This is a genomic window from Bradyrhizobium sp. USDA 4454 (assembly GCF_054822705.1).
This window is the reverse complement of the sequence record NZ_JBTRCN010000001.1, coordinates 3,319,457-3,332,186: the sequence shown is the minus strand read 5'-3', so window position 1 is coordinate 3,332,186 and position 12,730 is coordinate 3,319,457. Positions and strand designations below refer to the sequence as shown.

General features: G+C 63.2%; 12 protein-coding genes and 2 pseudogenes. 5 read left to right on the top strand and 9 right to left on the bottom strand.

Going from position 1 to position 12,730, the window contains the following annotated elements; genetic code table 11:
* Positions 1 to 7: 7 nt before the first annotated feature.
* On the bottom strand, positions 8 to 565 hold the full coding sequence (locus ACVIW0_RS15465; protein ID WP_461353115.1) for a copper chaperone PCu(A)C: 558 nt from the start codon (positions 563 to 565) through the stop codon (positions 8 to 10).
* Between the two features lie 41 nt (positions 566 to 606).
* On the opposite strand from ACVIW0_RS15465, the gene ACVIW0_RS15460 reads away from it, so the two are divergent.
* A complete protein-coding gene (locus ACVIW0_RS15460; RefSeq protein WP_461353114.1) occupies positions 607 to 1,602 on the top strand; it encodes a phosphotransferase in 996 nt (331 codons plus the stop codon).
* A gap of 23 nt (positions 1,603 to 1,625) precedes the next feature.
* On the opposite strand, the gene ACVIW0_RS15455 is transcribed toward ACVIW0_RS15460, so the two are convergent.
* A complete protein-coding gene (locus ACVIW0_RS15455; RefSeq protein WP_461353113.1) occupies positions 1,626 to 1,808 on the bottom strand; it encodes a hypothetical protein in 183 nt (60 codons plus the stop codon).
* Between the two features lie 199 nt (positions 1,809 to 2,007).
* On the opposite strand from ACVIW0_RS15455, the pseudogene ACVIW0_RS15450 reads away from it, so the two are divergent.
* The 3 genes and pseudogenes from ACVIW0_RS15450 to ACVIW0_RS15440 all read left to right on the top strand — a co-directional run.
* Positions 2,008 to 3,039, top strand: a pseudogene (locus ACVIW0_RS15450) (reprolysin-like metallopeptidase); the annotation flags it as partial.
* A gap of 128 nt (positions 3,040 to 3,167) precedes the next feature.
* Positions 3,168 to 3,782, top strand: a pseudogene (locus ACVIW0_RS15445) (calcium-binding protein); the annotation flags it as partial.
* 57 nt (positions 3,783 to 3,839) lie between these two features.
* Positions 3,840 to 4,064 (top strand): hypothetical protein, encoded by a 225-nt coding sequence (locus tag ACVIW0_RS15440; RefSeq protein WP_461353112.1) that lies wholly within the window; start codon positions 3,840 to 3,842, stop codon positions 4,062 to 4,064.
* A gap of 339 nt (positions 4,065 to 4,403) precedes the next feature.
* On the opposite strand, the gene ACVIW0_RS15435 is transcribed toward ACVIW0_RS15440, so the two are convergent.
* The 7 genes from ACVIW0_RS15435 to madL form a co-directional block, all read right to left on the bottom strand.
* The gene (locus ACVIW0_RS15435) at positions 4,404 to 6,554 is read right to left on the bottom strand and encodes a hypothetical protein (protein ID WP_461353111.1); all 2,151 of its coding nucleotides are present in this window, start codon (positions 6,552 to 6,554) and stop codon (positions 4,404 to 4,406) included.
* Between the two features lie 161 nt (positions 6,555 to 6,715).
* Positions 6,716 to 7,855, bottom strand: a complete 1,140-nt coding sequence (locus ACVIW0_RS15430; protein WP_461353110.1) for a helix-turn-helix transcriptional regulator — start codon at positions 7,853 to 7,855, stop codon at positions 6,716 to 6,718.
* 200 nt (positions 7,856 to 8,055) lie between these two features.
* Positions 8,056 to 8,319 carry a hypothetical protein gene (locus ACVIW0_RS15425; protein ID WP_461353109.1) on the bottom strand — a complete coding sequence of 88 codons (264 nt, stop codon included), beginning with the start codon at positions 8,317 to 8,319 and terminating at the stop codon, positions 8,056 to 8,058.
* A 95-nt stretch (positions 8,320 to 8,414) separates the two neighbouring features.
* Entirely contained in the window at positions 8,415 to 8,951 is a 537-nt protein-coding gene (locus tag ACVIW0_RS15420; RefSeq protein WP_461353108.1) for a GNAT family N-acetyltransferase, read from the bottom strand.
* A gap of 15 nt (positions 8,952 to 8,966) precedes the next feature.
* Positions 8,967 to 9,683: a GntR family transcriptional regulator gene (locus ACVIW0_RS15415; protein ID WP_461353107.1), complete on the bottom strand. Its 717-nt coding sequence runs from the start codon at positions 9,681 to 9,683 to the stop codon at positions 8,967 to 8,969.
* Entirely contained in the window at positions 9,684 to 10,448 is a 765-nt protein-coding gene (gene madM, locus ACVIW0_RS15410) for a malonate transporter subunit MadM (RefSeq protein ID WP_461353106.1), read from the bottom strand.
* Positions 10,445 to 10,885, bottom strand: coding sequence for a malonate transporter subunit MadL (madL, locus tag ACVIW0_RS15405; RefSeq protein ID WP_461353105.1), 441 nt, complete (start codon positions 10,883 to 10,885; stop codon positions 10,445 to 10,447). Before madL ends, madM begins: the two co-directional genes overlap by 4 nt.
* 194 nt (positions 10,886 to 11,079) lie before the next feature.
* Here madL and mdcA point away from each other — a divergent pair, with 194 nt between their 5' ends.
* A complete protein-coding gene (mdcA, locus tag ACVIW0_RS15400; RefSeq protein ID WP_461353104.1) occupies positions 11,080 to 12,726 on the top strand; it encodes a malonate decarboxylase subunit alpha in 1,647 nt (548 codons plus the stop codon).
* Positions 12,727 to 12,730: the final 4 nt, after the last annotated feature.

The window sequence follows — 12,730 nt, the reverse complement described above, 5'->3', positions numbered from 1 at the left end:
TCTTTGGTCACTTCTGGACCGTTACCTCCGTCTCGATGGTTCCTGCTTTCTGAAAAACGATCACGCATTTGAACGTCTCGCCGGCAGCGAGCACCTGACGCAACTGCAGCAGCATGACGTGATAGCCGTCGCGCTTCAACTCGAGCGTAGCCTTTGCCGGCACCGGAATGTTCGGAATCGAACGCATGGCTGGTGTGCCTTCGCCGCGATCGACGGTGTGGCGTTCGGAGAAATTCGCCACCGGACAACGGACACGGAGCAGCGCATCCGCGCTGTCTGCCTCATTCTTGATCGTCATCGTCAAGGGAAGGTCCCCGCCCGCTTTGTCGACCGCCGGTACGCGCGCATCCGCAATTGCCAGGGATTCGTTCGCGACGGCGTTAGGCGTCACTCCGAACGTGCCGATCAGGCAGAATAATGGCAACGCGATCCATGAGCTGCACTTGACCGACCGGCACGCGACGCCGCCATGCAACCCCCGCTCGAACGACATCCACGTTTTCTCCCATCGTGATTTTCGTGGCATTGTTTCACGCTTCGTCGCGCGCTGCCAGCGATTGAACATCGGGAACTCGGCTTCTTGCGATTCATGCTACATTTTTGCGCATGAGCGTTCTCGATACGCTAACGCAGGCAGAGCGCGATGCAGCACATACTGCACTGCGTGAGGTGATCGGCGCGGCACCGATCGACGCCGTCGCGTCCGTCTCCGGCGGCGCCACATCGGCACGGTTATTCCGGATCGACGCAGGCGGCGGGAATTATTTGCTGCGAATCGAAGGGCTGCCGAGCCCGCTGCGCAATCCGTATCAATATGTTTCGCTCAGGATTGCCGCCGAGGCCGGCATCGCGCCGCGACTCTATTATGCCAATGAGACGTCGCGCGTCGCGGTGATGGATTTTGTGCAGCGGCAACCGCTCGGCCGCTATCCCGGCGGGCCGCCGGCGCTGGCAAAGGCGCTCGGCGAATTGCTGGCGCGCCTGCAGGCGACGCCACCCTTTCCGGCTTTCGTGCGCTATCCGGAGATCGTGGCCCGGCTCTGGGCGCATGTCTGCCGCACCGGCCTGTTCGCGCCCGGCGTGCTCGACCGCTGCAACGACCACCTCGAACAGATCCGGGCGGCCTATGCGTGGGACGAGGCGAACTCGGTTTCGAGCCACAACGATTCGCTGCCCGCCAACATCCTGTTCGACGGCAGCAGGCTCTGGATGATCGACTGGGAATCCGCCTACCGCAATGATCCGCTGGTCGATCTCGCTGTCGTCGGCGACAGCATCGCGCGAACGCCGGAGCTGGAAGACATTCTGCATCGCGCCTGGCTCGGCGGTCCGCTCGACGAGGCGCTGCGCGCGCGTCTGCGACTGGTCCGCGCCCTCACCCGGCTCTACTACGCCGGCGTGCTGTTCAGCGCATCCGCGACGGCGCCGCGCGGCGCACCCGACACCAGCCTCGCTGCACCGACGCTTGCCGAGCTCGCGGAAGCCGCAAGCGCCGGCCGGCTCAGGGCCGGCACGCCGGCAGCCAAGCACGTGCTCGGCAAGATGTTCCTTGCGTCCTTCATGACCGACGTCGCGACGCCCGGCTTCGATCTCTCCGTTTGACGCTCAACCCGGCGGGCTGAACGTCACCGCGGCACCGGATGCAGCCGTGCCAGCTGGTCGAGCGACAATCCGGCCTCGCGATCGCTCAAGGGAAACCGGACAATGACGTCCTGACGCGCCACCTGCCCCCACAGCGCGTCCGACGACCATTTCTGCGGTTCGGGCCCGCGCGGGCCGTCGATCCAGATGAAATACCATTCCGCCATTGTGGCGCGCTCCCTTGCCGGAAGATTGGTCCTTCGACCTCCAAGCTGCAATGTCCGATTTCGCGTCGGCGGCCGCCTGTCCTTCAGGCCGCACCCGACAACAACGTTAGACTATCGTCATCCTCGACGGCATCCACACGTCTTTTCTCAAAACGGGAATCCCGCTAAGGTTGAGCCATTGGGTTGAGGGGCATACTTTATGACTGTCGTAAGCGATTTTACCGCAATTCTTTCCGGTTATTCCTGGTGGGGCAACCCGGCTTCAGGGGCAGCGCCGACCAACAAGCCGGTTTTCGTCACCTACTCCTTCGATACGACGATTTCCGGCGCGGAGCTGGCGTCGTCGGATACCCAGGCTTTCAAAAACAGCTTTCGACCGTTTACCCCGGATGAAGCACAGATTGCCCGAGGCGCGCTGCAGCAATGGGCGGACGCCAGCGGAATCGTTTTCCTCGAGGTCCCGGCGGGTCTCGGCGACATCCGGTTCGGCTCCTACGATTTCTCCACCGATTCCAAATACGTTCCCTATGGCGGGTTTGCCTATTGGCCGAACGTCGCCATCAGTTCAGACTACGACAACCAGATTGGAGGCGACGTCTTCATCAATTACGGCAGGGTCGCGACCTCGCTGCTGTTGCACGAGATCGGGCACGCTCTCGGATTCAAGCACTCGTTCGAGGGCGATCCGACGCTTGTGACGGCATTGGACAACAATGCCGAAACGGTTATGAGCTACACCCATACCGTGACCGGCAGCACGCTGGGGCCGCTGGATATCCAGGCGGTTCAATATCTCTACAACGGCCCGGGAACCGACGGATCGCAGGATCTGACCTGGCGCTGGACCAGTTCTTACAGCCTAATTCAGGTAGGCAGCGCGGCGGCTGACACCTTTCGGGGATTCAACACCGCTGATGTCATTTCCGCCGGAGCCGGCAACGACATCGCGATGCTCAACGCCGGCAACGACCTGATGTTCGGCGGCGCAGGAGCCGACAGCATCTTCGGCGATGCGGGCGACGATACGCTTTCAGGCGATAGCGGCAATGATACGCTGACCGGCGGGTCCGGCGTCGACTTCCTCTATGGCGGCGCTGACGCGGACTTCGTCTATGGCGGCGACGACCTGGATTGGATCGACGCGGGTTCGGGCAACGATCTGGTCTATGGTGGTGCCGGCGGTGACACGATCACCGGCGGCGCCGGCAACGATACTCTCACCGGCGACGCCGGCATCGATTTTTTCAATTTCTCGGCGCCTCGAGCCGCGTACAGCATATCACTGTTCAATGATGGCAGCGGAGGCAAAACCGTCGTCGTCGATGGCGTCGACGGCACGGACACCGTCTATACCGGCGAATACCTCAACTTTGCCGACGGCAACTACGCTGTCTCTCGGGACTCGTCGCCAACACGCTCCTGCTCTCTGTCGATCCAGCCGGCCCTGCCACAAACGACAGCCTCTATGGCAGCGCCGGCAGCGATACGCTCGCCGGCGGCGCCGCCGCCGACGTCCTGGTTGGCCTCGCCGGCGACGACACCGCATACGGCGGGACCGGCAACGACTATTTCTACGGCGGCGATGGCAATGACGTGTTCTCCGGCGGCAGCGGTGTCGACGTTCTGGTCGCCGGCAATGGCAACGACGTGGCCTATGGCGGCGACGATCAAGACTACCTCTACGGCGGGGCGGGCAACGACGTCCTGGCCGGTGGCGGTGGGGTGGACGTGCTGCTCGGAGAAGCCGGCGACGATTTCCTCTACGGTGGCGACGGCGGCGACTATTTCTACGGCGATATCGGCAACGACACCGGTTACGGCGGCGGCGGAAACAACATCTTCGTCATGGCATCCGGCAACGACGTCGCGGTCGGCGAGGACGGCCAAGACTATTTCTACATGGGGGATGGCAACGACGCCATGTATGGCGGCGCCGGCGTCGATGTGCTGCTCGGCGAGGCTGGCAATGATACGTTCGATGGTGGTGAGGGAACCGACTACCTGTTCCTTGGACCCGGCGGAATCGATCAGGTGCTGTTCAACGCCAATTCGGGCGTCGACGTGGTGAACGACTTCGAAGTCAGCAACGACAACATCCTGCTGCAGGGAACGCTGTTGACGGATTTCAGCCAGGTGCTGGCGGCGACCACCGACTATGGCTCGTTCAGCATCGTCACGATCGATCCGAACACCGCCATTTGGCTCATCGGCGTCAACAAGAGCCAGTTCGTCGCGTCGGACTTTTCGTTCGCTTGAACCGGCTCGTGTGCTGAATGCGAAGTTCGTGCGATCTCGCGGCAGCCACCTTCATGAACTTCGCATTCATAAAGCACACGAGAATCATAAGTTTGCTAGTGTCCTTATCGAATCTGAAGTTCGCTCCGAATGTGCGGCAAATGATGCGAACTTCAGATTCGGGACACTAGCTCTCGCTACGACAGCACACCGCGGGAAATTTGATTCCGCGAATGGTCAGAGCCGGCGACAAGCCAGCTCCGCTTGTTCAGGAGTGCAGGATCGATCGCCCATTCCCGGCCCGCAACCGACTTGCGGGCCGGCACACCGCTTTCGATTTTGACCGGACTCATCGCACCATCAACTCTGGAAGCTGAAGTTGGCTGCCGTCACCGTGGCCGCTGTCGCGCCGTTCAGCCAGATCGCCGTATCGTCGTCGACCTGAACCACGAGATAGGCGCCGTTCTGGTAGGAATGCGCCAGGACGTCGGAGAATGACGAAAAGCCCGAGCCGACAAATTGAACGGTATCGAGACCGGCCGTCCAATCCTGCACAACCTGGACGGAAGTCCCCGGCGTGTTGGCGACAACGAAGGTATCGTTGCCAATGCCTGCGCCCGGGCCACCGCCGTTGCCGCCGAAGTAATAGTTCACGCCGGAACCGCCGTCAAAATAGTCATTGCCGGCGTTGCCGATGAGGACATCGACGCCGTCGCCGCCATAGATCACGTCGTTGCCGTCACCTCCGTACTCGTAGTCGTTGCCTCCATACGCGTACATCACGTCGTCGCCGGCATCGCCGTTGAGCACATCGACATTCAAATTGCCGACCAGAACGTCGTTGCCCGTGCCGCCGTAGAGATTGCCGCCGCCGTTGTAGACATAAAGGTAGTCGTTGCCGTCGTCGCCCTCGAGCAGATCATATCCGACACCGCCGACCAGGATGTCGCTCCCGCCGCCGCCAAACATCGAATCGAGGCCGTCACCTGCGTAGAGGTAATCGTTCCCGCCGCCGCCGACGACGAGGTCGTTGCCAACCCCGCCGAGCAACGTATCGTCGCCCAACTGTCCGTAAATCGTGTCGTTTCCGTAACTGCCGTCGATGAACTCTGCATCGGACGTGCCGCTCAAGATGTTGTTGCCGGTGTCGCCCGCAATCGGAGTGCCCACTTTCTCGAATGCGATGCCGGCCGCGGGGTCGACCGCGGTCGCGATTTCGATCGTGCCGGCCGTCGTCCCGTTGCTGCTGTACAGCCCATAGCTGCCACTGGCATCCACCGCCTCGAAATACAGCACGCCGTTGACATTGGTGAGGTTGGTCGGGTTGGAGCCCCCTCCCGGAAGATCGGTGATGAGCGTGGCGGCTGAGCCGGTGGTTTTCCACAGTTCCCGACCATGGACGCCATCGTCGGCGGTAAAGTACAGCGTGCCGTTGACGTCGGTGAGATTGGCCGGGTTGGATCCAGCGCTGCCCGGCCCGATGTCGCTGACCAGCGTTGTCGTGAGCCCGTTGGTTTTCCAAAGCTCGACGCCGTGAGTGCCGTCGTTCGCGGTGAAGAACAGCCATCCGTTCGACGCGGTCAGGTTGGCCGGATTGGAGCTGGTCGACCCCGACGCGATGTCCGCCACCAGGGCGGTCCGCGGCGATCCGCCGCTCACGAGAGAATTGCTGCTCAGCGTCTTCCAAAGCTCGACGCCATGGGTGCCGTCGTCGATCGTGAAATAGGCCAGCGATCCAACCTGAGTGAAATCGGAACCGCTCCGTGTCGCGCCCGCCGCAAAAGCCATCAATCGCGCCGTCGTCGTGCCGTCGGTCTCCCACAGCTCCGGCGCATTGCCAAACGTTGAAGTATCGTACCAGAAAAGTGCCTCGGCCGGATTTCCCGCGATGTTGCTGCTCACCGAGCCGAGATGCGAGCGCTTGTTGGTGTTCGACGACAGAAACTGGACTTCGACTGTCCCTGCGGCGGTGCCATCCGTCTTCCACAGCGCGGCGTTGTAAACGCCGGTTGGATTGCCAAGCGTGTCGATCGCCTCATAGGTGGCAATGAAATACTCGACATTGCCGATGATCACGCTATCTGAGATCAATCGTCGTCCATAGTTGCCGTACAGGGTTGCGAGCGACGTCGTGCCGGCCGCGGTTCCGTCGGAAGACCACAGGATACCCAGCGCCTCGTAGATGATCTTGCCGTTCAGAACGGTAGCACCGGACGGAGCCGATGATGTTGCCGCCGGCGGCCTGACGGGTCCAGTTCCGGCCACGGTGCCGTCCGAGATCCACAGATTGTCGGCGTAGGTGTCGCCTTCGGCCGGCGTAAAGATCGCCTCGTTGCCGTAGGCGCCAAACAGCTGGATGCCGTAGACGGAGCTTCTGTTCTGGCTGACTTCGACCTGAGTTGTGCCGGCGGTCGTTCCGTCGGTCTTCATCAGGAAATTGTGGTAGACGTAGTTGCCGCTGAGGCTTGGACTGGCGACCGAGGTTTTCCTGGCGAAATAGACTGTCGTCATATGAACATCTCCCGACCGGGGATACTGCCAGCAGACTTGATCCACAGCCCCGGCCGTCCGCGCGAACGCAATGTCTGCCTGATGGGCCGAGCTGAGATTTCCGGTGTCGAAGTTAAACGGCGGCGGCTTTGTTGGTCATCATCCGATCGGGTGATGCGATCTCACGATCCTGCACCTTTATCCGCGATGCGCACGCTGCCAATCGCGGTGATCAGCGCGGCGAGTTCGGCCTGCCGTCCGGTCGCGGTCTTGGCGAACACGCGCCGCAAATGCGTCTTGATCGTGTTGGACGACAGCTTCAGAAGCCGTGCGGTCTCCAGAATAGTGTTACCGGACGATGCTGCCAGCGCCACCCTCGCCTCCGCCTGCGTCAGCCCATACGCATCCATGATCTGGGCCAGCGGAATCGAGCGCCGGTTTGCCGGATCGATCACGAACAGCAGCACCGCGGCATCCTTCATGCCGGCATCCGAGAGCCGGCCCAGATCCTTGCCGCGTATCGCACTCACGAGGATGGTGAGCAGCCGGCCATCCGCAGCATGCGGCAGGCTCATGGTGCCGCCGGCGGCACCTTGCAGCGCCGATCGGATCAGGTCGGCGAGCCGCTGCGAATGTGCGATTGAATAGGTCGAGATCGCCTGCTGCAGCCGCAGCAGACCTTCGGATGCGAAGCGGCGCGCCGCGGCATTGGCGAAGGCAACGCCCAGACGGCGATCGAGCACGACGACGCCGTCGGCAAGATGCTCCAGGACATTGAATGCCGCATGCTGCATGGCGAGATAGCCGTCGATGCGAAAGCCGAGCATGACCGAACGGCACAGATGCGGCGACAACCATTCCAGCAGCCGCTGCTCGTCGGCATCGTGCGGACCGTGGCGCGCGCTCCTGCATATGTTGAAGGCCGCGCGAAAGTCCTCCTTCGCCGCCAGCGCCATCATTGCATTGTGCGCGATGTCCTGCGGCCGCAGCACCTCGTCATAGAATGCCGATCGCTGCAGATCCGACACGCCGATCGCCTCATCCGACATGACCAGTCGTCCGACCGGCTGGCGCTCCATATGGGCGGACCACGGATTACGCATGTGGCGCTCCTGGTAAGCGCGGTTACATGCCTCGTCGAGACGACCGTTGAAGTCGAAATAGATTCGCTGCGCGGAGAACGATTGACCGAACAAGATGCCGCCTTCGCTGTGCGTCAGGTCAGCGATCGCGGTGAGCGCCTTGGGCCACAGGTCGTTCTCGGCCGCCGCGTCATAGATCAGGTCGAGCACCTGATCGATTTTCCCGCTTGAAAATTTCACCTGTGCTTTCCCACCCGAGGCGATCGATCTCCGGCCGCCGACTACAATCTGAGGAGGTACTTTGACAATATCGCGACTTTTCGACCAATGCCTCACCCATTTGGGTGATGCTGCGCTCGGGCTCCTGTTGTCACGATGCCTGAAATTCGCGTCCGTGGCCTGCCTGGACTCTGGGCAGTGCCGTCGCGATCGACGAAAAGCTAGAAATAGCTCGGTTTTCGACCCGTGCCGGTTGCGTGCGACGGCCCCACCATCACCGTTTCCGGCTGGGCGGCCGGATCCTGGCTGGTCGGTTGCGCCCCCTGCCGGTCGTGCAGCGACAGGCCCGCGGCCAACAGGACAATAAGGACTAAATAAGCAAGGTATGTGCGGCGCGCCCATCGGCGGTAGGTCGAACGATCTTCCCGGCTCAGATGATCTGCACGGAATGGCGAACGCGTGCCGTGAGTCAGCAACCTGGTCATCAGCCAACCTTTCACGTAGCCGCACGGATCGGCCCACGTCGAGACCACCCGCAACAGCAGTTAGGATGACTGTCCGGAAATACGGCAACTCACCATCACGCGTCATCATCCGGTCGGGTGACGCGCGCGACCAAATCCTTCGCCATCAGGATGTCGTCATAGTAGCGGCCTTCGATCTTCAGCGCGCGCTGCTCGAGCCCGTACTCGACAAAGCCCGCGCTCCTGTAGAGCCGATGGGCCTGCTCATTGCCCTTCACCACCGCGATCAGCACCCGTTCGACCGTTTCAGCGGCAAGTTCGAGCGCGGCTTCGACCAGAAGCCGGCCGACACCGCCGCGCCGCGCCGCCGGCCGCACATACATGCTGACAAGCTCGCCCTTGTGCCGCTGCTTCGGCCCTTCCGCCGTGACGAAGCCGACGATGCCGGCGATTTCATCGCCCCGAAACGCGCCGAGGATCACCGCGCCGCGCGTCAGCCGGTCCGCGAACCATTCGACGGGGTATGCGCTCTCCGTCTCATACGCACTGCCGAACGCCTCCGGACTCACACGGAGCGCCTCGAGGCGGATCTCGCGATAGAGCGCCGCATCCGCGGGCAACAGGCGCCGGATCTGGATGGATTGCGTGTTCATTCCACTCCGCTACGCTCAGGCGCTGTCGGCCGCAGGCCCATCGACGGGCCTGAGGCGATCATCGATATAGCGTCGAAGCGCCGCTGCGGCGTTCAGCATGTGCGCACGCATCCTGCGCGATGCGGTCTCGCCGTCGCCTTCCGCGATCGCCTGCATGATGGCGTCGTGCTCCTCCCGCGACTTGCGGATGCGGTCGCCCTGCCGCAGCTGCGTGCGGCGGAAGGCGCTGAGCCGCGCGCGGACGTCCTGCGCCTGCTCCGCCATGAACGAGTTATGCGTCGCGCTGTAGATGCATTCGTGGAATTGCCGGTTGAACGCATCATAGGCATCGACGTCATTCGCCTCGACCATCGCCAGCGAGGATTCATGGAGCTCGATCAGATGGCTGCGCTCGAGCGGCGTCATCCGATAGGTTGCGAGCCTGACGCACATCGCCTCCACCTCGGCGCTGGTCTCGAACATGTCCATGATGCGCTCGGGCGTCATCCGCGCCACGACCAGGCCGCGGCGGCCGCGCACCTCGACCAGGCCGCTGACCACGAGCTGGCGAAGCGCCTCCCGCACCGGCGTGCGGGAGGCGCCAAAGCGATCGGCGAGCTGCTGCTCTTCCAGGGCCGAACCGGCAACCAGCGCGCCCGACGCGATCTCGTCGGTCAACGCGTTTCGGATCCGATCGGAGAGCAATCCCCCATCGTCTTCCGGATCAGTCGCGACCTTGAGCAAACCTGCCATTTAGCCTCCTGTGATCGCGCGCACCGCGAAGTAAAGGATAGATGGTGCGACCAGGCATCCCAATCCCGTATGGAACGTCGCCGTCAACGCCCCGTAAGGCACCAGACGCCGGTCGGTCGCCGCAAGCCCTCCGGAAACCCCGCTGACCGTCCCCATCAATCCGCCGAACACCATCGCGCTGCGCGGATTGTTCAGGCCGATCATCTTGGCCACGAACGGCGTCCCGATCATCACGATCACCGCCTTGAACACACCGGTCGCAATCGAAAGGGCGATAACCGGCGAGGATGCACCGATGGCCGCCCCGGTGACCGGTCCCACAATGTAGGTGACCGCGCCGGCACCGATCGTCGTCAATGATTCGGCATCAGTGTAGCCAAACGCCGCGGCGACGAGAACGCCGAGAATGAACGGGACTACGGTTCCCAGGCCGAGCGCGACCGCACCGATCACCCCGGCCTTGCGCGCATGCACAACGTCGACCTCGAAGGCGGTGGCGACGATGGCAAAGTCGCGCAGCATCGCGCCACCCATCAATCCGATCCCGGCGAGCGCCGGCAGGTCGGCGACGCCCTTCTCGCCGCCGGTGAAGAGGCCGCCGAGAAAGGCCAGCGCGAGACCCAGCATGATCGCGATCGCCGAGCCGTGAATGCGCCCGAAGGTGCAGTATTTCGAGATCGCTCCGGAGATCCACATCAGGATTCCGACCGCGGCGAACGCGGTGATCAGCGAATTCGCGACGAGCACGTGCGACAGCATGGTCATGCGATCCTCCCGGACTTGAACTGAGGCGCCGGCGCGGCAAGCGTTTCGGCTTCGCGCGCCTCGATCTCGTCCATCGTCTCGACCCGCCCGCTGAGCCGGCCGATCAGGGCGACCATCGCGAAACACACCGCGACGGCACCGGCACCGGCGATGATGACGATCGGACCGCCCTTCGCTGCGGCGACGACGTTTTGCTGCGCGGCCATCGCTACCACGATCGGAATGTAGAAGCTGCCCCAGAACTCGACGCCGGTCTTGAGCCCGTGGCTGAGCAGCTTGCGGCGCACCAGCCAAAGCCGGGCCGCAATCAGAAAAATCATCGCAATGCCGACGCCGCCGACATTGGCCTTCACGCCGAGGGCGACGCCGAGCAGGTCCCCCAGGAAGCCACCCAGCAGGGTGCAGATCGCGAGCAGCGCGACACCGGAAATGGTCACGGGCGCCTCCCCGCGGTGAGCAGGACGCCGGCAGCAAGACTTGGACGCTTGGTATGCATTCGCATCGTCAATTTCCTCCTGTGTATGCGAACATTCCTCGCTTATAGGTTTTTGTATACACTAATTGACAAGTTGGCGCAATACGCATACAATCACCGCCATCGAAGCCAATCTCGCATGCCGAGGAGCCCGAAATGAGCGATTGGGGTATGCAAAAGGCCGCGCTGGGCGAGCGCCTGGCCGCCGGTCGGCGGCACGCCGACGAAAAGATCGTCCCGATCCCGCGCCTGCCTGCGTTTCTGAGCGCGGTGATCCGGTCAGGCGACCGGGTGTGCCTCGAGGGCGACAACCAGAAACAGGCCGACATCCTCGCCTCGGCGCTCGCGAATCTCGACCCCGCCGAGATCAGCGATCTCCACATGGTGCAGTCGGGCGTGGTGCTGCCGTCCCACCTCGACATCTTCGAGAAAGGCATCGCGCGGCGGCTCGACTTCTCCTATTCGGGCCCGCAATCGGCGCGCATCGCGCGGATGCTGTTCGGCGGCAAGATCGAGCTCGGCGCCGTCCATACCTATCTCGAGCTGTTCGCGCGCTACTTCATCGATCTGACGCCGAACGTCGCGCTGATCGCAGCCGTCAGCGCCGACAAGGACGGCAACCTCTATACCGGGCCCAACACCGAAGACACGCCGACGGTGGTCGAGGCGACCAGCTACAAGAATGGCCTCGTCGTCGCCCAGGTCACCGAGATCGTCGACAAGGTGCCGCGCGTCGATATCCCCGGCGACCTCGTGCATTTCGTGGTCGAAGCCGGCCGGCCGTTCTATGTCGAGCCCCTCTTCACGCGCGATCCGGCGGCGATCACCGAGACCCAGATCCTGACGGCGATGCTCGCCATCAAGGGCATCTACGCGCCCTACGGCGTGCGCCGGCTCAATCACGGCATCGGTTTCAACACCGCCGCGATCGAGCTGCTGCTGCCGACCTATGGCGAGAAGCTCGGCCTCAAGGGCAAGGTCTGCACCCACTTCGCGCTCAATCCGCATCCCACGATGATTCCGGCGATCGAAGCCGGATGGGTCGAGCAGATCCATTGCTTCGGATCGGAAGTCGGCATGGAGGATTACGTCGCGGCGCGCCCCGATGTGTTCTTCACCGGGCCCGACGGCTCGCTGCGCTCCAATCGCGCATTCTGCCAGACCGCAGGCCTCTATGCCTGCGACATGTTCATCGGATCGACGCTGCAGATCGACCTCGAAGGCCACAGCTCGACAGTGACGACCAGCCGCATCGCGGGCTTCGGCGGCGCGCCCAACATGGGCTCCGACCCGCGCGGCCGCCGCCATCCGAGCGAACCCTGGCTCAAGGCCGGCGCCGAGGCCGATCCTGATTCCAACGCAGCGCTGCGTCGTGGCCGCAAGCTGGTGGTGCAGATCGGCGAGACCTTCGGCGAGCGCAATGCGCCATTGTTCGTCGAGCGGCTCGACGCGCTTGAGCTTGCAAGCGCGCTCAAGCTCGATCTCGCGCCGGTCATGGTCTATTCCGACGACGTCACCCACATCGTGACCGAGGAAGGCATCGCCAACCTCCTGATGTGCCGCGACAAGGACGAGCGCGAGCAGGCGATCCGCGGTGTTGCCGGCTACACCGATATCGGCCGCGCCCGCGATGCGAAGATGGTCGAGCAGCTTCGCCAGCGCGGCGTGATCCGGCGCCCGGAAGATCTCGGCATCGATCCGCTCGATGCCGATCGCCGCCTGCTCGCCGCGCGCTCGATCAAGGATCTCATGCTGGCTTCCGGCGGCCTCTACCGTCCGCCCAGCCGCTTCCGCAACTGGTGAGGAG